This is a genomic window from Pseudomonas sp. RIT288, from assembly GCF_000631985.1.
Lineage (GTDB): Bacteria > Pseudomonadota > Gammaproteobacteria > Pseudomonadales > Pseudomonadaceae > Aquipseudomonas.
The window spans coordinates 329,150-349,898 of sequence record NZ_JFYN01000042.1 but is presented as its reverse complement, the minus strand read 5'-3'; the positions used below and the strand labels follow the sequence as shown (position 1 = coordinate 349,898).

The 20,749-nt window shown below is 55.3% G+C and carries 22 protein-coding genes and 1 pseudogene; 8 read left to right on the top strand and 15 right to left on the bottom strand.

Annotation, left to right across the window (positions count from 1 at the left end; all coding sequences use genetic code 11):
• Positions 1-42: 42 nt before the first annotated feature.
• A complete protein-coding gene (locus tag BW33_RS25055; RefSeq protein WP_047601945.1) occupies positions 43-924 on the bottom strand; it encodes an NAD(P)-binding domain-containing protein in 882 nt (293 codons plus the stop codon).
• Positions 925-1,139: 215 nt separating this feature from the next.
• Between BW33_RS25055 and BW33_RS25050 the strand changes: the two genes are divergently transcribed.
• The 3 genes from BW33_RS25050 to BW33_RS25040 are packed head-to-tail and all read left to right on the top strand — an operon-like array spanning position 1,140 to position 3,158.
• A complete protein-coding gene (locus tag BW33_RS25050) occupies positions 1,140-1,586 on the top strand; it encodes a cupin domain-containing protein (RefSeq protein WP_047601943.1) in 447 nt (148 codons plus the stop codon).
• Positions 1,587-1,624: 38 nt separating this feature from the next.
• Entirely contained in the window at positions 1,625-2,305 is a 681-nt protein-coding gene (locus BW33_RS25045) for a type 1 glutamine amidotransferase domain-containing protein (RefSeq protein WP_047601941.1), read from the top strand.
• Positions 2,306-2,363: 58 nt separating this feature from the next.
• Positions 2,364-3,158, top strand: a complete 795-nt coding sequence (locus tag BW33_RS25040; protein ID WP_047601940.1) for an acetoacetate decarboxylase family protein — start codon at positions 2,364-2,366, stop codon at positions 3,156-3,158.
• Positions 3,159-3,780: 622 nt separating this feature from the next.
• On the opposite strand, the gene BW33_RS25035 is transcribed toward BW33_RS25040, so the two are convergent.
• The 7 genes from BW33_RS25035 to BW33_RS25005 form a co-directional block, all read right to left on the bottom strand.
• Entirely contained in the window at positions 3,781-4,080 is a 300-nt protein-coding gene (locus BW33_RS25035; protein ID WP_047601938.1) for a ribbon-helix-helix domain-containing protein, read from the bottom strand.
• Between the two features lie 119 nt (positions 4,081-4,199).
• Positions 4,200-4,487 (bottom strand): c-type cytochrome, encoded by a 288-nt coding sequence (locus BW33_RS25030; RefSeq protein ID WP_047601937.1) that lies wholly within the window; start codon positions 4,485-4,487, stop codon positions 4,200-4,202.
• A 118-nt stretch (positions 4,488-4,605) separates the two neighbouring features.
• Positions 4,606-5,400 (bottom strand): hydroxyacylglutathione hydrolase, encoded by a 795-nt coding sequence (gene gloB / locus BW33_RS25025; protein ID WP_047601936.1) that lies wholly within the window; start codon positions 5,398-5,400, stop codon positions 4,606-4,608.
• Entirely contained in the window at positions 5,397-6,965 is a 1,569-nt protein-coding gene (locus tag BW33_RS25020; RefSeq protein WP_047601935.1) for a GMC family oxidoreductase, read from the bottom strand. The genes gloB and BW33_RS25020 overlap by 4 nt, the downstream gene beginning before the upstream one ends.
• Before the next feature lie 12 nt (positions 6,966-6,977).
• A complete protein-coding gene (locus BW33_RS25015) occupies positions 6,978-7,538 on the bottom strand; it encodes a tat (twin-arginine translocation) pathway signal sequence (protein ID WP_047601934.1) in 561 nt (186 codons plus the stop codon).
• 214 nt (positions 7,539-7,752) lie between these two features.
• The gene (locus BW33_RS25010) at positions 7,753-8,145 is read right to left on the bottom strand and encodes a VOC family protein (RefSeq protein ID WP_047601933.1); all 393 of its coding nucleotides are present in this window, start codon (positions 8,143-8,145) and stop codon (positions 7,753-7,755) included.
• 961 nt (positions 8,146-9,106) lie between these two features.
• Positions 9,107-9,967, bottom strand: a complete 861-nt coding sequence (locus tag BW33_RS25005; RefSeq protein ID WP_047601931.1) for a type 1 glutamine amidotransferase domain-containing protein — start codon at positions 9,965-9,967, stop codon at positions 9,107-9,109.
• Between the two features lie 125 nt (positions 9,968-10,092).
• Here BW33_RS25005 and BW33_RS25000 point away from each other — a divergent pair, with 125 nt between their 5' ends.
• Positions 10,093-11,037, top strand: a complete 945-nt coding sequence (locus BW33_RS25000) for a LysR family transcriptional regulator (protein WP_047602037.1) — start codon at positions 10,093-10,095, stop codon at positions 11,035-11,037.
• Here BW33_RS25000 and BW33_RS24995 read toward each other — a convergent pair.
• The gene (locus BW33_RS24995) at positions 11,022-11,570 is read right to left on the bottom strand and encodes an oxidoreductase (RefSeq protein WP_236645239.1); all 549 of its coding nucleotides are present in this window, start codon (positions 11,568-11,570) and stop codon (positions 11,022-11,024) included. The two genes, BW33_RS25000 and BW33_RS24995, sit on opposite strands and share 16 nt — an antisense overlap.
• Here BW33_RS24995 and BW33_RS30585 point away from each other — a divergent pair.
• Positions 11,481-11,792 carry an FCD domain-containing protein gene (locus tag BW33_RS30585; RefSeq protein WP_442965418.1) on the top strand — a complete coding sequence of 104 codons (312 nt, stop codon included), beginning with the start codon at positions 11,481-11,483 and terminating at the stop codon, positions 11,790-11,792. The two genes, BW33_RS24995 and BW33_RS30585, sit on opposite strands and share 90 nt — an antisense overlap.
• 117 nt (positions 11,793-11,909) lie before the next feature.
• Here BW33_RS30585 and BW33_RS24985 read toward each other — a convergent pair whose 3' ends face one another.
• The 3 genes and pseudogenes from BW33_RS24985 to BW33_RS24975 all read right to left on the bottom strand — a co-directional run.
• Positions 11,910-12,926, bottom strand: a complete 1,017-nt coding sequence (locus BW33_RS24985; protein ID WP_047601930.1) for a zinc-binding dehydrogenase — start codon at positions 12,924-12,926, stop codon at positions 11,910-11,912.
• Between the two features lie 203 nt (positions 12,927-13,129).
• Positions 13,130-14,092, bottom strand: a complete 963-nt coding sequence (locus BW33_RS24980; RefSeq protein WP_047601929.1) for an ornithine cyclodeaminase family protein — start codon at positions 14,090-14,092, stop codon at positions 13,130-13,132.
• Between the two features lie 85 nt (positions 14,093-14,177).
• A pseudogene (locus tag BW33_RS24975) lies at positions 14,178-14,420 on the bottom strand (tautomerase family protein); the annotation flags it as partial.
• A 48-nt stretch (positions 14,421-14,468) separates the two neighbouring features.
• On the opposite strand from BW33_RS24975, the gene BW33_RS29730 reads away from it, so the two are divergent.
• The 3 genes from BW33_RS29730 (at position 14,469) to BW33_RS24965 (ending at position 16,718) form a co-directional block, all read left to right on the top strand.
• The gene (locus tag BW33_RS29730; protein WP_152546157.1) at positions 14,469-14,774 is read left to right on the top strand and encodes a hypothetical protein; all 306 of its coding nucleotides are present in this window, start codon (positions 14,469-14,471) and stop codon (positions 14,772-14,774) included.
• Between the two features lie 112 nt (positions 14,775-14,886).
• Complete coding sequence (locus tag BW33_RS24970; RefSeq protein ID WP_047602035.1) at positions 14,887-15,552, top strand: GntR family transcriptional regulator; 666 nt, start codon at positions 14,887-14,889, stop codon at positions 15,550-15,552.
• Between the two features lie 200 nt (positions 15,553-15,752).
• Positions 15,753-16,718: an NAD(P)/FAD-dependent oxidoreductase gene (locus BW33_RS24965; protein ID WP_236645238.1), complete on the top strand. Its 966-nt coding sequence runs from the start codon at positions 15,753-15,755 to the stop codon at positions 16,716-16,718.
• A 20-nt stretch (positions 16,719-16,738) separates the two neighbouring features.
• Here BW33_RS24965 and BW33_RS24960 read toward each other — a convergent pair whose 3' ends face one another.
• Genes BW33_RS24960 through BW33_RS24950 form a run of 3 tightly spaced genes read right to left on the bottom strand, consistent with a single transcriptional unit; the run spans position 16,739 to position 20,509 of the window.
• Entirely contained in the window at positions 16,739-17,179 is a 441-nt protein-coding gene (locus tag BW33_RS24960; RefSeq protein ID WP_047601926.1) for a GNAT family N-acetyltransferase, read from the bottom strand.
• Between the two features lie 53 nt (positions 17,180-17,232).
• The gene (locus tag BW33_RS24955; protein WP_047601925.1) at positions 17,233-18,273 is read right to left on the bottom strand and encodes an Ldh family oxidoreductase; all 1,041 of its coding nucleotides are present in this window, start codon (positions 18,271-18,273) and stop codon (positions 17,233-17,235) included.
• Between the two features lie 4 nt (positions 18,274-18,277).
• Positions 18,278-20,509 carry a N,N-dimethylformamidase beta subunit family domain-containing protein gene (locus BW33_RS24950; RefSeq protein ID WP_047601924.1) on the bottom strand — a complete coding sequence of 744 codons (2,232 nt, stop codon included), beginning with the start codon at positions 20,507-20,509 and terminating at the stop codon, positions 18,278-18,280.
• Positions 20,510-20,749: the final 240 nt, after the last annotated feature.

Sequence of the window (20,749 nt, the reverse complement as noted above, 5' to 3'; positions counted from 1 at the left end):
AAAAGCCGGCTCTTTCGGAGCCGGCTTTTTATTGCCCAATCTTTAACCTTTTACTCCGGCCACCAGATATTGCGAGTTGAAGCCCAAGGCACCGTGACCGGCATCCTGAGCAATCTTGAGATCATCCGCGAGTGCTGAGATATGACTGGCCCGCAATCCGCTTGCCTTCAGTGCATCGCGCCACTGAACGACGGCATCTAGATACACGTCCACAGTCGCCTGGATTGTGCTGAAATCGTTGGCCTCGATCTCCTTGATGCTCTTTTGCACCTTATAGCGCAGTAGATCCAGCATCTTGTCAGCGAACTCTGAAAGTTGGCTCGCACTGACGCCCTGAGTCTTGGCATACGCCGCTGCCTCGAGGAAGCCGGCCAGGCCCACTGCGTAAAAGCTGCCCGTCATCGCAGCATCAACGATAGGTGGCACTGTCAGGTCTTCACCGGTGTAAATCGTGCCTTGTGGCGCCATCGGCTTGACGGTTTCTGCAATCTCGTCCCATACGGCTGGATCACATGCGTATTGAATCGCCGTATAAGGGCCGCCAATCAGGTCAGGGTACGAAGAGATAGCCGCGTTGATAAAGATCCCACCGCGACTTTCTACGAGACCACGGAAGCGTTGCCCGTCTTCCGGCATAGAAGTACTGAGATTGGCCACGAAGCGACCGGCCAGATCAAGCGACGTGATATTGCTTTCGATAAGCGATGCACCACCAGCGGCGCTGCTGATAATCATGATGGTCAGCTCGCTTCCATGTACCGCTTCCACGAAGGAAGGGGCAAGCGTCGCACCTTTTTCCACCAAAGGTTTAGTGGCTTCAGGACGACCATCCCAAACTGTGACTTTTCGTCCTGCAGCAAGCAGTGTGCGGGCGAGGCCGGAACCCATCAAACCAGTGCCGATTACCGTTATTGTTTTAGCCATCTTCTTATTCCTCATAGGGGCGAGGAGCGCTCGCCGGGTTATCTACAACCCGAACGCTAAGCTCTGAACCTCCAAGTAAATAGCCATTTTCGGCAACTCTCCTTGTTTGCTCCTCTGCCTGGAATCAGGTGCACCTGTTGCCAATTCTGGATAGGACGAACTGAACCCCAGATGTAGCTTGTGCCCACCGATACCCACAATCCGTGAGGCCTGAAATGAACCAGATCCAGAAACCACAAGACGCTTATGTGCAGGTTGACCAAGTGGAGTGGCAGGACTTTCCAGCTCAGTTTCATACCGGTGGCGTGAAGTGGAAATTACTTCATGTGTCACCTGAGTTTGGTATTTGGACAGTAATGTTTTACTGCCCGAATGGCTCGATCCTGCTGCCGCATATCCATCACGGCCCGGCAGAAGGCTATGTCTTCGACGGTATTCTTGAGTTGCGTGGCGGGCCAGAAAATGGTGGTGCGTTGTGTATCAAGCACGGTTTTCTGTATGAAGCCACCGGCGCCGAGCACGAAGAAACCAAGATGCTCGCCGACACTACCTTCATCCTTCAAATGGTTGGCCCAATCACCTGGAAAACCGCCGACGGTAAAGACGTTAATCAAACCTGGTCTACCGCCCAAGATTTATGGGAACAGCAAACTGCTGCCTGAATGCCAGCCATTTGGCTAAAACGTCTGGAGTGCACACGATGAGTATTTTATTTGTATTAACCTCCCACGCGACATTCGGTGACACAGGAAGGGAAACCGGGCTGTGGCTTGAAGAGTTTCTAACGCCTTATTACAGCTTTGTTGATGCCGGTCTCCCGGTTCGCCTTTGCTCGCCACTGGGAGGCAATGTTCCTGTAGATCCTGCTTCGGTAGATGCACTGAAGGGCAATCCTCTTTACCAGCGCTATAAGTCTGATGCCATTCTGGCAGAGCGCATGAACAGCACCGCCAAGCTGTCATCTGTATCGGCATCGGATATAACCGCGCTTGTTTATCCGGGTGGCCATGGCCCCCTGTGGGACTTGCGCGATAACCCCCATTCTGTAGCGCTGATTGAATCGTTGATTTCCTCAGGCAAGCCTGTTGCCACGATCTGCCATGCGGGATGCGCATTGCTCGATGCTCGAAAAAGCGATGGGCGCCCCTTGGTCGAAGGTGTTCAGGTGACTGCATTCAGTGACAGTGAGGAAGCTGCGGTAGGCCTGGAAAAGGCAGTTCCTTATCTCGTCGAAACTGACATGAAAGCGCTTGGTGCGGTGTACTCGAAGTCGGGTGATTGGGAAAGTCATGTTGTCGTCTCCGGATCCTTGATCACTGGCCAGAATCCAGCTTCTTCTCTGGGCGTAGCCGAAGCAGTTATCAAACGTTTGAAAGCCTGAATTTCACGTCAGATTGTCACCTTTAACTTTATAAAAATATCAAGGGATACCGACTGTCATGAGCTTCGTAAAAACGAAAGAAGAGCTTCAGGAAATTCAACGAATTCTCTCTGAAGGGCGTTGCACAATTGAAGCCGTATCGATTGAGTTCGAGACGACTTTCGAATTCTTGCGGTCGGTGCTACCTCCTTGTTTTGATCTGCCTGAAACACCTACTGCCATAGCCAGCATTTCACGTTGGCAGAGTGAGCTATGTGGCGAGTTTGACTGCGGAATCATTTCGCTCAAATGCCGATACAAAGAACTCGAAGGCACCACGATGCTCGTATTGATTGTGAGCGGGGATATGCCAGTCACGATCGGTCGTGAGATGTGGGGGGAGGCAAAGAAAACGGGCATCGCTCAAGTCTACATGGATGGTCATGAAGCCTACGGTTTCTGCGAGCGCAACGGCGTACGGTTGATCGAAATTGAAGCGGAGTTTGGGGATGACCAAGGCCCTTCAAGAAGTGAGAGTTATGATTTTGAAATCAAGGCGGTGCCTCATTCCACAGGCTTTGGTCTTCAACACGATCCAATTCTGAATTGTATGAAAAACCAGGAAAACCTACGAGTAAAGCGTGAAGGCAAGGGAACTCTGAGGCTCAGTGGGACAGCGCTGGATCCGCTTCACACCATTCCAGTCGTATCGGTTGGATCGGCTTATTACACCGAAGGCGAGTCGAGTTGGACTGTACCGCGCTTGGAAGTACTGCCAGACCCCGATGCGTACCTACCTTTTATTTACGGGCAAAAATTTGACGATTTCCGTTTGTTCCGTAAGCCGGCCCGGTTCCAAAGGCTGAACAAATAATACGGAGTCAGAGTGTTCAAAGTAGCGACGCCCCTGTCACTCGTTTCGCTCAGGCGGTGGTACCAGACGCTGCGTAAAATTGAGCAGATACATCCAGCATGGCGGTGTTTTTAGGCACCCGAAAAGGGCCCCCTTCGAGGGCCCTTTTGTTCATGGACTTTGAAGTACGCATTGCGTGAATCCCCTCTACGTTCAATTAGGCCCAGCCCGCAGATTGGCCATACTGCAAGAGAAACTCACCTCTTCCCCGGTAGCAATCGCGCCGTCCCAACCGATGTGTAGTCACACTGAATTCCCGCAGAGCAGGGGAGTTCATCGGTACTGTGTCGTCCGATAATTTTGGGGCAGGCGCGAGTGCCGCAAGATTTCTTCAGGCAAGAGGGTGCACACAGGTAGCCTGTTTGGCCGGGAGAGGCAGCGTGCCCTCAGAATGAGCGGCAGAAAGGCTTTTTCGAGAAGCGCCGCGCCTCGGGTTGAGCTCGCCGCTGTGCAGTGTTGCCGGGTTCAGCTATGAAGAGGGCTATCAAGGGACACTGGCCATGCGCAATGCCGAGGTCATTCCGGACGAGGTTTCTGCGTCAAATACTTGGTGGCTTTTGGCTTCCGGGTCGACCACTGAAAATCATGCGCTGCGGTTAACCAGCTTAAGAGGTGCGGCACTGCGCTGTTGAGCCAGGTATCGAGTGCAACAAACCCGTAGAAATGAGGAGAAGTTCACCACCTCATCGCGAGCTTTGGTGATCTCCTCATAGAGATTGGTGATTAACTGGTTGGTGGTCAGGCCTTCCCCAGCTGCCATCTCTGTGAGGATGTCCCAAAACTGGTTTTCCAGTCGCAGAGTCGTGATCACGCCGTGTATGCGCAACGAGCGTGACCGAGACTCATACAGTATTGGATCGGCTTTAACATACAGCTCGCACATTTTGAGGCCCTACCCGGTAAAAGCTGGATTATTTCCCTCTTTAGGCAAAGAGAGGTAATAGGCCAATACTACACTTGGCGTTCCAGCCCGGGTTTTAGTGTTGCCTCTTCCCAACAGACTCATTTCGACATCCAGGCAATGACCGCTGCCAAGTCTTCCGGGCTGCAATCCATGCACAGCCCACGAGGTGGCATAACGTTCAGCCCCTCGGTGACGTTTTTGAGCAGTACGTCCGGGCCCTTGTCCAGGCGAGGTTTCCAGGCGGCTTGATCACCCTTTTTGGGAGCTATAGGCAGTTGTCCGTTGTGACACATGACGCATGACCGATTGAAGACTGCCTCCGGCTCTTGAGCCGCATGGGCACTCGATATCACGAGTAGAAAGGCAGCTGCCAGAATCTTGTTCATCGTTGATCTCACCAATTGTTTTTATTTTCGACGCTACCGCTCGGACCATCACTGCCTATTCGTAATCAATGAGTGTGGAGGGTAGTCAACAGGTCGGAGAGGCATACTTGTTGACGGTCTAAAAGCCGTTTTTCCATTCACGCAACGATTGCAAACACTCGACTGGCGTTTCAATGCTCGCTTGCGCATGGTTTTGCGATGCAGCCCGAACAGCCGGCACAGACGTTCGTAGAAACGGATTGGTGGCCTTTTCCAAGCCGATCGTCGAGGGTAGGGTGCATGCCCCCCGAGCCCGTGTTGACTCCACCTCCACCAAACGAGCGGCTATCTGTTTGTTATCGGGCTCTACAGCCTGAGCGAAGTGCAGGTTCCCCAAGGTATATTCATGCGCGCAGTAGACGCGCGTGGTGTCGGGCAATGCCGCCAGGCGCTCCAGGGAGTCAAGCATCTGCTCGGCGGTTCCCTCAAATAGTCGGCCACATCCAGCAGCGAATAGTGTGTCGCCACTGAACAGGGTTAGTTCATCCGGCAGGAAAAAGGCAACATGATCCAAGGTGTGTCCTGGTACGGCCATGACCCGCACGGTACGTCCGAGCACCTTGACCTGATCACTGTCGCCCACGACCAGGTTCAGACCCGGAATTGACGCCTGTGCCGGCCCGATCACTCTGACGTTGTACTGTTGCTTGAGCTCATCAATACCGCCGACATGGTCATGATGATGATGTGTGATCAACACATCGCCAAGCGTCCACTGCGGATGCTCGTTCAACCAGTCGATGACAGGCTGAGCATCCCCAGGATCAACGACTGCGCAGTGCTTCTGATCCGGGTTGAGCAGTAGCCAGATGTAGTTGTCGGTGAAAGCCCTCAACTCGAGGACTTCCAGGCCGCCTGTTTTTTGCGCCTTCATGCTGCCTTGGCCTTGAGCGCTTCGGCAATATAGTCGGCTTGTCGAATGGCCAGGCTTACGATTGTCAGAGTCGGATTTTCCGCGCCACTGGTGGTGAACTGGCTCCCGTCCGAGATGAACAGGTTAGGCACCTCATGGCACTGTCCATGTTTATTGCAGACACCGTCCGCCTCTCTAAGACTCATGCGACACGTGCCCATGTTATGGGTGGAAGGGTAAGGCGGAACCCGGTGCGTCTTGAGCGCGCCAACTGCTTCGTATACCGCGCTGCCTTGTTTGAAGGCGTGTTCACGCATGGCAATGTCATTGGGATGGTCGTCGTAGTGAACGTTGGCCACTGGTATCCCGAAACGGTCCTTGGTGTTATCGCTCAATGTGATGCGATTGCTCTCACGAGGCATGTCTTCACCCACCAGCCACATGCCGGCAAGGTGAGTGTAATTGTCCATGACTCGGGTGAAATCCTTGCCCCAGGCACCAGGATTGAAAAATGCCGCCATGAACGATGGCCCAAGTGAGATGGTTTCCATTTCGTAGCCGCCGACAAAGCCGCGGTCAGGATTGAAATGCACCTCGTCACTGATCAGCCCCGCCATGATCGTGCCTCGGTAGAAATGCACAGGATCGCTGAATTCGGCGAAAACAGATCCGGTGGTGTGCCGCATGTAATGTTTGCCGACCATGCCTGATCCGTTGGCCAGTCCGTGCGGAAATAATGTGCTGGATGAGTTCAAGAGTAATCTGGGGGTTTCAATTGCGTTGCCCGCTATTGCGATGATGCGGCCTTTCTGCCGGTGCAATTGACCCTTTGCATCGGCGTATACAACAGAGCTGGCACGTCCTTTGGCATCATGTTCGATGCGAACCGCATGGGCTTGCGTTCGCAGTTCAAGCTTGCCAGTCGCTTCGGCGGCGGGAATCTCAGTGTAGAGCGTTGACCACTTCGCCCCCATTTTGCAGCCCTGAAAGCAAAACCCTAGCTGCATGCATTGCGCGCGTCCTGCACGGGCGCGGCTGTTGATGGCCATGCGTCCAGTCGAGCAATGTTTGTAACCGAGCTTCATTGCACCGTTGTACATCACTTGGAAGTTATTGTTGCCAGGCAGTCCAGGAATGTCGTTGGTGCGAGTGACGCCCATCTTGTCCTCGGCACGGGTGTAATAGGGCTCCAGCTCAGACAAGGTCAATGGCCAGTCCAGCAGGTTGGCGCCTTTTACTTCGCCGTAAGTCTCTCGTGCCCGAAACTCGTGTTCTTGTAAGCGGATGCTGGCTCCGGCCCAATGAGTGGTGGTGCCACCCACCGTTTTGCAGATCCACGCGGGTAGATTGGGAAAGTCCTTGGCTATCTGCCAAGTGCCCGACGTGGTGCGGGTATCACCCCAGGACAGCTGTTGAAACGAAGGCCATTCATCATTGATGAAGGTTGCTGAGGATTGACGCTCACCCGCTTCGAGAAGAACGACCGGTACACCCTTTTGGCACAACTCGTTGGCGAGGGTCCCGCCACCAGCACCGGAACCGATGATTACTACTACGGAATCATCGTCAAAACTGTAGGTTGTCATGCTCGTTACTCCTCAAGAAAAAGCGCTGGGACTGGCTTCTGCTGGAGCGGCAGGCAGCCACTTCAGATCATTGAAGCCACGCATCAGATATCCGCCTTTAGGAAAGGAGGCGCCTTCGTAACCGAAATGCTGGTAAGCCAGCTCATTGCTGTATAGCGAATTGACCGAGGTGCTTCTGATCAAAGCGAAAAAGTCGGAGTGTTGAATGTCTTCAAGCAGGGTGACTTGTCTGGTTTCATCGAGACTTGACCAATTACCGCCCGCCAGTCGATCCAGGTCGGACAGACCTTGATCAAGCAAGGGGAGCACGGAGGGATCGGTGGATGCACGCTCGTCGAGCGCCTTTACGGCAAAGGCGTAGACAGCGTCTTCCATACGGTCATGGGGGTAGATACGGCGGATCACCAGCAGTAACTTCGCCGCGACATCGCTGCTCAGGGTATTCATCTCCATCGCCCATGAGCGGCTGGGAGCCAGCAGGGCGATGGGGCCGGAGCCGAATATCAGCGTGCCAAGCAACAACCCACCGCTTCCTTGCAGAAAACGGCGACGGTTGATCTTTACGTCTTGCATGAAATGTCTCCTTTTTATTTTTATAAGGAATGACAGCGTCACGGTCGAATCGTGGAGGGTGATCTAACGGGAAAGGTAAGAACGGGTTACTACATCAGACCAATCCAATCAGGCGTTTGCTTTAAGAAATCATTCGCGTTGCAAAGTAAAACCATCTTGAGGATTCTGAGCTGGCAGGTGCCCAGGCCATCGATATTTCGTTGCTCGAATTTCTTTATTGGTAGTGACCACCCCGCTGCAATACTTCGATTTTGTAACCATCGGGATCCTGAATAAAAAAGAATCGTGCGAGCAAAACGCCGTCTCTTTTAAATTCCTTGATGGGGGCCGGTGACAAATTCAGATCCAGCAGCCGATTGAACTGCTGGTCCAAATCCTCAACGACAAAGGCAGCATGACCGTAGCCGGTGCCATGGGTGTACTCGTTTTGCCCCTTGTTCCAGGTCAGTTCGATTTCTGCACCGCTCTCGAAATCTCGCAAATAGACCAGGGAAAAATCGTCGAAGTCCAGGCGATGAGTTTCTTTCAGTCCAAACACTTCCTGATAGAACTTCATGGATTGGTCGAGGTTGCCCACGCGAATCATGGTGTGAATAAATTTTGCCATTCCATCTACCTGAGTTTTTTCGTCATTCTTGGAGTTTGGGTCAAGCACATTCGACTTCATGATGAGGCGAACATGGCCGGGGTGGGTAATAGAGGGTTACTACGTTTTTATAGGGGCACAGAATTTCCGCGCCCATTGAAAATGATCACGAGTGGAACTGGGAAATACGGCTGATGTAAGTTTGGATATAGGCGTCCAGCTTGCCTATGGAGGCTCGCTCAAGCATCTTGCTGATGCAGCCTTGAGGTGACGCTCAGCGCCTCCAGATCCGACTGTTCGTGGCCGACCAGCCCCTTGAAGTATTCGGCGTGTTGTTTGCTCTGAAAAAGGCCGAACCGCGCCAGGCTCGAATTTCGTTTTCGCAGCGTCGCACAGCACCTGTGCCGAAGGCGTCAGCTCGTCATCGAATCGCCGCGTATGCGGAATTATCGGATTTACAGCTTCACTAAACCTGCATGCAGGCTCACAGATCCTCCGACGAAGTAGGGCAGGGCAATGACTCATCTCAATGGAAACAAGTCCATTTGGGACTCTGGTTTGAGTGGGCGAACGCCATCGTACTTTTCGCCGGCAGGTAGCGCTGCATAGTCGGCAGTCATTTTCTGAAAGCGTTGGTGTCATTCTTGACGTTCAGTGGAGGAGAGGAGCCGGGTTCTCTCCACCTGGTAATCACTGGGTATAAGCTTATCTATTTCGACCAACTCGGCTGGATTTCCGTCGACACAGCAGTGTTCGCCATAGCTGGCGTTTCTGCGCCCATCCAGACATCTGAACGATATCCGAAAAAAGACTGATGGCCTGACGAGTAGCACCTCGAGCTATCACGGGACGCATCAGGCTCCGTAAGTCATCTCCACTGACTCTCGCGACCCTTTTTTATATTTTTAGGTGTTTTTACCCCTACAAAACGATTGGCTTTCGACAACCGGCATGTCGGTGAAAAAGTGAGAGTTTGAATCGATCAGTCTTTCGCTTGGCTCTGGGACTTGAGTCGATCGAGTATCACCTTACCCACATCCAGCGCTGAACCAGGGTTTTGACCGGTCACCAGTTCGCGGTCGATGACGACATGGCTGGTCCACGGTGAAGAGTTGCTGCTGTATACGCCGCCGGCTTGTTCCAGTGCCGTTTGTGGATAGAACTTCATGACGCCTCCCTTCAATAATCCCTTGGCCAACTCTTCTTCCTGATTGCTTATGACCGTGAACTTGTAGCCGGCGTAGGTCCAGTCCGAGCTCGTAGCCTGGGTGCCGGTTTCGAGTTGGCGAGTGAAGGCGGTGGGGTTGGACAGCGTCGACAGCAGAGCAATCGGTCCATGGCAAACGAGGGCGGTTGTCTTGCTGTGCGCATGGAAATTATTCAGCAGTTTTCCGAGTTCGACGCTGTGCAGTAGATCCTGCATCGGTGCATGGCCACCAGGTATATAGACAGCATCGAAGTGCTCGTAGCCGATCTGTTCGACCCGCGACAGGCTAATGACCGGTGACTCACCCGGCGAGGTGATCTTGAGGTGCTCCAGGAGCGCCTTGTACTCCTGCAGTGCCGCAACGTCATCGTTGAAATACATCTTGTCGGCGGACGATTTGTCCAAAGTCGGCGCCTTGCCTGTAGGCGTCGCAAAGGTCACCGAGTGCCCGGCATCGAGCATCAGTTTTACCGGTTGCATCAATTCGTTCAGGTAAAAGCCGGTTGCAAAGACTTTGTTGTCCTTGAGGTCTAGGTGGTCTGAATCTGATAGCACGATCAGTACGTTGCTGGCCTGGGCGTTGAAGGCCGCGGTGAAAATGGTCATTGCAAGGGCGAGTCGGGTGATAGGGCGCATGGTATTTCCGAGCAGTGGAGGGTGTGTTCGATCGGCAGTCGCCTGATCGTTGATACAACTATATTCATGCCTGGATGGGCGATAAACTTGCTGGAAAGCAAAGCATCTGTTCTTTGGAGGTAAAGGTGAGCCGTCGATTCGATTATCTCGCGGACGTAGAAGTCTTTATCACCGTGGTGGAGAAGGGCTCCCTGAGCGCTGGGGCCGTGTTTCTGGCGACCACCCCGTCAGTGGTCAGCCGGGCAATCTCTCGCCTGGAAGCACGCCTGGGGGTTCAGTTGTTGCGGCGCACGACTCGACGCCTGAGCCTGACCGAGGCAGGTCTGCTTTACCTTGAACAGTCCCGCGCGGCGTTCTCGTTGATCGATGAAGCAGAGCGGGCTATTCGTGGGCAGGAAGGCGCGTTGACGGGCCGTGTACGGCTCAGTGTGCCGACGACGTACGGACACTACCGGCTGCCGGCATTGCTCTGTCGTTTTACTCGGCAGTACCCGCAGGTGCGCATCGAGTTGAGCATCAGCAATCGAAATGTGGATCTGGTGGCCGAAGGGTATGACTTGGCTATTCGCCTTGGGCAATTACCTGACAGCGGCCTGATTGGACGCAAACTTGAGGATGCGGGTTTATGCCTGGTCGCCGCGCCGGACTACCTGCGGCGCGCCGGTACGCCGCGCAGTGTCGACGAACTGCCAGCGCATGTCTGCCTGCCATTTGTGATGCCCAGCAGCGGCCGGATCGGCCCCTGGTTGTTCTGTGAGCAGGGTATTGATCGGGAGTGGATACCTGAGGCGAATGTTCAAGTGTCCGACGACGTGCTGGGCACTGTGTCTTTGGCCGAGCACGGTATGGGGATTTGTCAGACCTACGACTTTATTGTCCGGGAGCGGATTCAAAGCGGACGCCTGGTGCCGCTGCTCGAACAGTCGGGTGGACGGTCCCGACCGTTCTCGGTGATTTTCCCGCCTCATCGCCAGCTATCAGCAGCGTCCCGGGCGCTGATCGACTTCTTGACCCGCGAGGTGGCGGATCAAGCCCACACGCCACTCAACGAGCGTCAAGCGATCGAGTAGGTTGGGTAATCGGTATATCCCTTGGCGTCGCCACCATAATTCAGTGCGCGGTCTGGTTTTAACAGCGGCCAGCCGTTGTGCAAGCGTTCAACCAGGTCGGGGTTGGCGATAAAGGGTTCACCGAATGCGGCGAGGTCAATCAACCCGTTGCGCAGGAATTTCTCGGCACGCTCTTTGGTCATGCCCCCGGCGAGAGCGAATGTTCCTCGGTAGTGGCTGCGAAATTTTTTCAGGAAGTCGTCTGGAATCGGCGAGCTGCCACGCGACAGTTGATCCATGAAATGGACGTAGGCCAATCCACGCCGAGAAAGCTGATCGGCGACATACAGGTAGGTTTCTTCGACGTCCTCGTAAAGCCCCATGTCGAACAGGCCGCCAAACGGTGACAGGCGTATGGCCGTGCGTTGTGCACCAATTCGTTCAATGACGCCCCCCGACCTGAACTGGAGAACCTCGAGGCCATTCAGGATGCGTTCCAGAAAGCGGTAACGGTCGATTACAAACAAGCGGCGTTGCTCAACCGGGAGTTTCACTTCGGGTTGATCTCTGCGGCACGCATGCCCGTGGTGTCGAAAACACTCGAAAATATGTGGGTTATCATGGGGCCGCTGCTGAGCCGGTTTCACGCCGAGGTCCCAAGCGGGAGCTGGCCAGTGCCAAACACAAGCATTTCGAAGTACTGGAAGGTTTGCGCACCCGAGACTCGACCAAGGCCAAAGACGCACTGCAAGCGGACATCGCTTGGGGTGAGTTGATGATCGATTGGTTGGAGAAAAAGGAAAATCTCGCGGAGGTATAACCAGAGCGCCTCCGTTCGGTCATGCTGATCTGTCGCCCGAGGGCTCCCTAAAAGAGCCTCGGGCGATTTCTTTTTACGGCTGTCCGGAAGGCGTGACGCCTGACTCGTTCAACAGGGCAATCCATTTTCCACCTTCGCCACCTTGCTTGAGAGCCAGCAGGGCTTCAGGAAGGTTACGAAAATCAAAGATTCGACGTTCAGGTATTGTCAGGCGACCGCCCAGCATGCTTTCGAGGAGGTGTTCGCCAGCGTCTCGAAGCAGTTGTCGATCGCCCAGGCATGCGTAGGAATGGAAGCTGTTGAGCGCAACCTCATGCAGGGAAATCGCGGTGCTGAAGGCCGGCAGCGGTGCAGTTTCTTGCCGATCCTGAATACACACCAGATGACCGTTATAACCCAGCAGAGGTGCCAGGGCCGCTGCATGCGCGCCACTGACAGTATCGAAAACAACCTTGAGGCGACGCTCACCCAGGCTAGCTTGAAGGTTGTGCTGCCAGTTGTGGTCCTGGTAGTCGAATACGCCAACGGCACCCAGCGCTTTCAAGTTCGCATGATGCTTTGTACCCGCCGTGGCCCACACTCGGCAACCACGTTGCACTGCCAGTTGTACCAATAGCAGGCCCACCGCGCCACCTGCACCGACTACCAACATGTCACTCGGCCCGCTAACCGGAACTTTGTCCAATGCTTGCCAGGCTGTCAGGCCGGGGCAGGGGATTGACGCGGCGATGGAGTCATCAAGCGCTGCCGGCACCGTCATTACGGTCGCCCAATCGAGCAAACAGAACTCGGCAAAGCTGCCATCGCGCTCCAGTGACTGGTGATACGCCACGCGAGTCCCCGGTTTGATTGGCACTCCGGCACCGCAGGCAACCACTACGCCCATGCCATCCACGCCGGGCACGTGGCCGGTGTTCCAGGCAGGGTGACCCCATTCGATGATTTTCCAGTCCACCGGGTTGAGCGCCAGCGCTCGGTTGGCAATCAGAACCTCACCTGGGCCAGGTTGCACAAGGGGTTTGCGGATCAGTTGTAATCCGTCGATACCTCGACCAGCGGTCCAGGACCAGGCGGCGAAATCAGTTTGCATCGGGAGTCCTCATGAATGGCCGGATTGAAACTATTTCAATCCGGCAACAGGCTTCGAGTGGCACGACTTACGGTCGTAAGTATCCCCTCAGCCATCCATGGGGAGAACGTTGATTTACGCAAAGGTGTTGTGAACATGGATCATCAATTGATTCGACGTACTTCCAGGTGCCACAGATTATTCATGCTTGACCGCGTCATGGGTCAGTTGGCAGTCGTACTCCGCTGGTAAGCCAAGATCGCCGCCGCGAGATCCTCTACTGACGCGCCAACCGACTTGAACATCGTCATGGCCTGGGCGGGCTCCTTGAGGGCGGAGCGGCCGGCATGTTTTTCAGCGCACAGTTCGCTGAACTCGGCGATGACATCGGCTTCGGTGATGACGCCGCTGCGAATTGGCTGGATCAGGTCACCGGTCTCTGCGAGAGCACCTTCGCGTGTGTCCACGAATATGCTGCAGCGTGCCGCGACATCGTCGTCGACTTCACGCATGGTCGGAGTGAAGCTGCCGACCAGATCCAGATGTACTCCCGGCTGCAACCACTGGCCCTTGATCACGGGTTCGGTGGCCAACGTCGCGCAGCTAATGATGTCGGCGACCGCCGCGGCAGTGGGCAGTTCTTGGAGTGTCACCGCCTGCGCCTGGAGTCCCTGGTCGCGGAGGTCGCTGGCGAATGCTCTTGCTGCTTCGATATTGAGGTCATAAACCAGCACCTCTTCCAGATCGCGAACCGAGCGGTGAGCACTGACCAGATAACGTCCCATGCGGCCAGCCCCAACCATTAGCAAGCGTTTCGAGTTTGCACGCGACAGATAACGTGACGCCAGGGCAGATGCTGCGGCAGTGCGACGGGCCGTCAGTTCGTTACCGTCAAACTGACCCAGGGGTACACCGGTTTTTGCGCAGCTCAGGAGATAATGACTGCTGAGGCCTGGCTGACCTTTGGCATTGTTGCCGGGGAACACGGTGACTTGTTTGACCCCCAAGTATTCACCTTCGATCCAGGCCGGCATCAGCAGCAGCATGGCGGCGGGGTCGCCTGGTACATCAATTTTGTGATGATGACGCACAGGCGAGTGCACGGTGCGGGTGAAGATCTCGGACAACGCGTCCATCAACGCGTCCCAAGGCAGTGCGTTGGCCAGTTGCTGGGCATTCAAATACATGAGAGACACTCGACATTGGAGGAGAGAAAATGGCGCGCTGCGGGATTGGTGTTCAGCAATCGAAGCTGCCATTTGATGATCGATTTCAGCGTTGGGGCGGCGGGAAAACCGTCGCTGAAGCACTAAGCGGCTCACCGGGGATCACCCAGTCAGAAGTCGCCACATCCGTGAAGACAATGGTCACGTCCTTGGGCGCAGAGCCAAGGATTCTGGCGAAGGCAGCAGTAATTTCGCGCGCCAGTTGGTGCTTTTTCTCGTCCTTCCGCCCGGCGAGCATTTCAATTTTTACTATTGGCATTCCAGGGTTCTCCTGAGTGTTCGAACCGCGGGGTTCAAAGGCGCGGTTTGCGCTAAACCCGTATCAAAGAATCAGCATGTGTTCATTGGCGCTGGGGACCCACGCCAGGTCGTGGATGACGGATCTGATGTCGTCACGCCTGGCGGTTTTCTGTGCGTGCTGCTGATGCCCGCCGACTCGGTTAATGCCTCCGTATCTCTGCAATTTATCGTCAGCGGTTTTTTTCTGGTTTTGCATGCAGAGCTTCTCTTGTTGTTTTTTGAATTGGGGTGTAGCGCAGGTTATGCAGCGCGATGCAAGGCATCGGGTAAGCCAAACCGTTCATTGAATATCGTATACGCAAATGGTAATGTCAACCGTGTTTTAGGAGCCGATCAGCCATAGCCACCCTTAGGCGAGGTGGCGTCAGCTGACAGATCGGCCAATGGTAAGCTGTGATCTGATATAGAATACGTTATTTGATCGTGTCCTTCCGATTGCGTACGTGGAGTTCAAATTGCCCCTAAATCCTGTAGATCTGCCATCACTTGGTTTCGCGCCAACGGCGTCCGACATCATCGCCAACCATATTCGCGAGGCAATTATCAGCGGTGATTTTGACGAAGGCGAACCGATTCGCCAGGATGACGTCGCCAAGCTTTTCGATGTCAGTAAGATTCCGGTGCGGGAGGCACTTAAACGGCTCGAAGCTGAGGGTTTGGTCGAGTTTCAACGCAACCGGGGGGCTGTCGTCAAAAGCATTTCAGAGCCGGAAATTGCGCAGATTTTCGAAGTCCGGGCGATGCTGGAGTCCAGCGCGCTGAAGCTGTCCGTGCCGCTGATGACCGAAGCGACCTTCAAGAGAGCCGAACAGTATTGCGATGAATTCGCGCAAGAGACGAACGTGGCGCGCTGGGCGGAACTCAATTGGCAGTTCCATTCCTGCCTCTATGAAGATGCCAACCGGCCGTTCCTGATGGGCCTCATTCGCTCGGTCAATGACCGAATCGAACGGTACCTGCGCATTCAACTGACGCTTTCCGGTGGCACCGGGGTGGATGATCGTGAGCATCGGCAAATTCTCGCCGCGTGCCGCAAGGGCGATGCCGATAAAGCCGCCGAGTTGCTGTATCAGCACATCACCAAAGCCTGCGAGTCGTTGCTGACCAGCATCCGTAAATAAGACCAGCCGTTATATGTCGAGCATCGCCGTGGCCCTAGCTACGGCGAATTGGCATTGCTCATTATGGTATACGATATCTTAAGAGGTCTCGATTTAGCGTAGCCTTTAAAGGAGGGATACATGGCGCCTGTTCATTCTTCTGAGTCCCCTCGTCTATTTTCCGAAAGGGTCATTGTTGTTGGTGGGGGAATGGTGGGGGGGTGTTGCGCCCTGTATCTGCAGAGGGAAGGTTATGCGGTGATATTGATAGCCTTACTCATCATGTCCACGCTGATTATGCGCTGCTGCTGCAGGGCTGTACCGAGCAGGCACTGCTGTGCGAAAAACCGGTCATCAAGTTGTTCGAGTCCGCCGCAGGCATGGATCAGGAACGTCCCCATTTGGCGTTTCGCACGGCCCTGGGCTTCAAGGCAGAAGTACTCGATGCCGCCGCGATAGCCGATCTTGAACCGGCGTTGGCCGGTACATTCAGTCATGGCTTGTTGTTCCCCGACTGGTGTTCGGTCAGCGACACCGAAGGTTTCATTGCAGCGCTGACACGAAGCTTTATCGATCAGGGCGGCGTTCGGGGACGCGGTCAGGTCAAACGACTGGATGAGGTGGTCGATCATGCCAGTGGCGTCACACTCAACAACGGTGTGCGCTACGCAGCGGATCATGTGGTGATTGCGGCAGGTCTCGGTTCGCGAGCGTTTCTTCATCAGCTTGGCGTAAAGATCCCACTGGCTGGGATCGCCGGGTATCAAGTGCTTTTGCCGACACCAGAGGTGACAATACACCACTCCGTAACATTGCCTGATGGTGGGTTCTGCTTAAGCCCCATGACCCGCGGCCTGCAAATCGCTGGCACTATGGAGTTTGCCCGGCCCAATGCCGAGCCGAACTTCAAGCGCACCGACATCATTCTTGAGAAAGCGCGAAAGATCCTTCCCCGACCGCAAATGGCTAACTTCGAATACGGTGTTGGCTACCGCCCATATCTGCCCGACACCAAGCCGGTGATCGATCGCAGTACCCGGTTATCGAATGTGTTCTTGGCGTTTGGTCATGGACAGCTCGGCCTGACATTGGGCGCCACGACCGGACGACTCATCGCACAGATGGTCGCCGGTCGCGTGCCTGCGAAGAACCTGGAGCCCTTCAGCGCCGCTCGTTTTTTTCCGTGACGGTAGGCGGCCGACGCTGGTTATATCTCTGCCTTGCGCATGAAGTTCAGGCCGGCCGCTACGGTGGCAAAGCCCCATTTTTCATAGAACGGAACCATGTTATCCAGGCAGTAGAGTTCGCGATGTTTGATGTCGACCAGCGCTGGGTCGTTCAGCACGGTGTTCATCAATACACCACCCAGGCCCGTCCCGCGCCACGTCTCCTTCACGATGATGTCGAAGATCATCGCTTTATAGACACCGTCGGTCATCGCCCGGGCGAACGCGACGAGTTCGTCGTGGTGCGGGTCGATGAAAGCGAAGAGGGGGCCGCCCGATTGCAGCATCTTTTCCACGTCTGCTTTGTTGCGCCCCTTGGTCCACCATTCGGTTTGAAAAAGCGCGGTCAGTTGATCGATGTGGGAAGGGGTCAACGATCGATGGAATTGAAGCTTTTCGGTGTCGCGCGATAGGTCGTTCATGTCTGTTCCAGAGCAGTGCTTGTGAGGTGGGTCGAAGGTGTCTGTGGTGAGAATCACGGTGCGGGCGTGGGGCTGCGCGTGGCCAAATGATGCAAGTTCGCCAAGGCCTCATTTTCAAGCGGGATGCCGAGGGTTTGCGCGGCGTTTCGGTTCTTGTAGCGACGCTCACCCGGCAAGCGCTCCTGTCCGGCGTCGATCAGTTGCTTGCAGAGTATTGCCGCGCGCTGACTGAAGCAGGTTGAGCTACCGCGATCCGGATCGATAACGATCAACAGCTGTCCGGCCTTGGGAGTCTGCGCGCCAACGCAATGGCCGAAATCGTTCTCGAACGATAATTGCCCCCCGGTCAATGCGCCTGCCAGCAATTCGACCATGAGTGCAATCGAGGAGCCCTTGTAGCCGCCGAATGTATTCAGCGCGCCGCCGGCCAGCACCGCATGCGGGTCGGTGGTGGCTGCACCTGAGCTGTCGACCCCGACGTCGGGAGCAAGTGGCCGGTTGTCTAACGCATGAAGCCGGACTTCACCGTTGGCTATGACGCTGGTTGCCTGATCCACCACAATCGGATCGCCGTCGGCTATCGGCACCGCAAAGGCAATAGGATTGGTGCCGAAAACCGCAGTGTGTCCGCCGTGCGGGACGACATTGGCCAGGCCGTTGACGAAGCTGATCGCGACCAGTCCTCTGCGAGCAAACGGTTCAACGTCCGGCCAGAGTGCGCTGAAGTGATGGGAGTTGCGGATGGCAACGACGACCACGCCGGTGCGCTCGATTGCTTCATCAATGGCACCCGCGGCTGCGGCCAGGGCTGGCTGGGCGAACCCGTTCCGGGCATCGATGCGGATGAATGAGGGGCTAACAGCCTCCACCTCGGGTTCGGCTTGCCCATCCACCCAGCCGGTCTTCAGCGAGGCCACATAACCGGGCATGCGGAATATGCCGTGACTAAGGGCGCCATCTCGCTCACAGCCTGCACAATTGGTGGCCAGGATGTCAGCGACGAACGCAGACGTTCCATTGCGTATGAAGACATCCTTCAACAGCTCCGTCAGTTCGTCGAAGTCCTTGCGCACCAAGCGTTGTTCGTCCGTCATAGCGTCAATCACCTTTTGAATGGAGGTCGGGGCGATACGGGTACTGCGGCGCCTCATCAGTAATGTGTGAGGCTGCAAGGAATTTGCGCAGGCAGTTTTCCAGCAGGCGCGATACGTTGTTGTCGTAATGGTTGTGCGACAGGCTCCCACAAAACGTAATGGAGCCGACCGAGAACAAACCGCCTCCGTTTTCGTCGATGCCGTAGACGATGTTGGAGCGGATTCCGCCGTAAGGTCGCGGGCCTCCGTCAAAGACGCCCGGAAGCAGCAGCTCTTCAAAGGTGGTTTCAAAGGTCGGGCCATGACCTTCGGAGGCGGCTATCACTGTCACGAAGTCCGGGGTTCCCAGGTCCGAACAGACCTGGTCGATTTCGAAGCCGGCAGCGCCGCCTCCCGAAAGGCCGAAGTCGCCGATTTTTTGACCGGGGGGTATACCCTCGAACAGAAAGGCCAATTCACTGCGAAATGATTCGGGGGTGCGGACGTAATACGTTCCCTCGAAGGCTCCTTCAGCGGTAAAACCCACGCCGGAAATTTGTTGTGGTGCAATGCCGTTGCGGCGCCACAAGCCTCCGTACTCGCCATCGAGCTGGTGGTAATACTCGCCAGGCTGGCTGGCCCAAACTCGCATGCCGCCTTCCGCTCGGCGCACCTCGATCATATGCGGGTGGCTTGGGTCGCGGCCGATTTTCCAATAGAAGCCGTTGCCGCCGAGGTACATCAATTTTCCGCCGCCTTCTCGATAGGCTATCAGCGCTTCAAGTGTGCGGCGCGTGTGATATTCAGGCTGGGTGCCGGTCAACACGACATCGTAGTGCGCCAGGGTATCGACGCCTTCACGATCCAGATCTTCATCTGTGATGACATCGAACTCGAAGCCCTTGGCTTTCAACCAGTCCGTCAGGTGGGAGTCTGATGCGAAGCCGCGCATACCCGAGCCATTCTCATCGGGGTAGACCAGATAGCCCGGGCGCATAGTCATGATCGGCCGCAGTCGGGATGAAAGGGTTATCCCTGAACCATCCGGGTGGCGGTTGTAGTTTGAGTACCCAAAGGCTCCAACGGTATCCGGATTATATGGATAGGCGTTCCATTCCCTGACCCGGTTTTGTAGCGCGCCTGCGAATGTTCCGCGTGCATGGTTCGCGTAGGCCATGTAGGTGAATGTGGGCGCCAGAAAAAGGATTTTGCGGCGGGGTGAATCTGCGCCAGGCAGAACATAGAAGGGGATAGTATCGCTGCCTGATGGGTTGTCGACGATCAGGCCGTAGACCCCGGACGGCACACCTGCGGGCACTCGAATCGCCAGAGTCGTGCTCCATTGGCAGTCACTCAGGTCGTCGGCGTGGAAGGCGATGGCTGCGTATTCGTCAGGTGCAGTTTTCCAGTCCATGTTTCGGCCGGTCCATCCCGAAGACCGCACGCCGCGCATCGGCATGTTGATCAAGGTGAGATGGCGCGAGGGATCAATGTCATCGACGACCGTTTGCTTCTGAACGTCCTTTGCGAAGGACCAGCGTGTGAGGACTTCAGTATCAGTCGTCGCGGCAAACGGAGAGCTGCACAGGCAGGGCGCTTCTATGGAGCCGTTAAAGCAATCGACGGGATGGCCGCTCCAGCTTGCGGCGAGACACAGGTGATCGGTGTTCTTGAGAGTGGTTTGAAGCCCCTCCATCAGCGCACTGGATTCGACCGTTTTTCGAGTGTTCAGAGGTGTCGAACGGACAGTGACCTTTTGTAAGCCGAAGCAGATTTCCAGCTTGCTCCATCGGTTGATTTCCAGATGAAGGTCTACCTCTTGGCGGGTGGGCATCCCAAGCCTTTTTAAAAGCAGTGTCCCGTTGTTCAGCGCTAATACAAAGCCCGTCGATCCAGTCTCATCCTGCAGCGAAAAAATCACTTGGTCGGTGGTGCTCAGCAGTGTGGGTTTGATGAGCAGCGACAGCATCAGGTTTCGTTCGTCAGGGAGAGTGGGTACGGGGCCGATTGCACATGATCCGAGGCAGGTCTGTTGTTCGGTCGCCCGATAGCTTTGGTTCAGGCCGAAATCTACTTCTGTGCTTTTGAGTCCTGGGCCAAGTGGATTGGGGTCGCAGCAGTCCAGTCTGACGACTCTCGCGTTGATATCCCGATTATCGGTCGAGGAAATTTTGAAATCGAGTCGTTCCCCGGGCCGTGCGCTCAGGGGGGTGACGTAGCCAATCACTGCCGGGAAATCGATGTGTGAATGAGTCATGACTCGCTACCTGATGTTTTTTAAAATATCGTATACAGTATCTATAAAGTCAATAATGTCATGCCGCTCTGTATCGGCGTTTTTTCCTTCCTGGACCTTCCTGTAATTCCTGTCCTGTTTTTCCGGCGTTGAAGGGCCTTTTTGACAGTTGACGTTCATCGTTTATCGTATACCATAGCCAAAAAGATGCCTCGTCCAAGGCATTGTCAGCTTTCGCAACCCTGAGATATGGAGAATAGG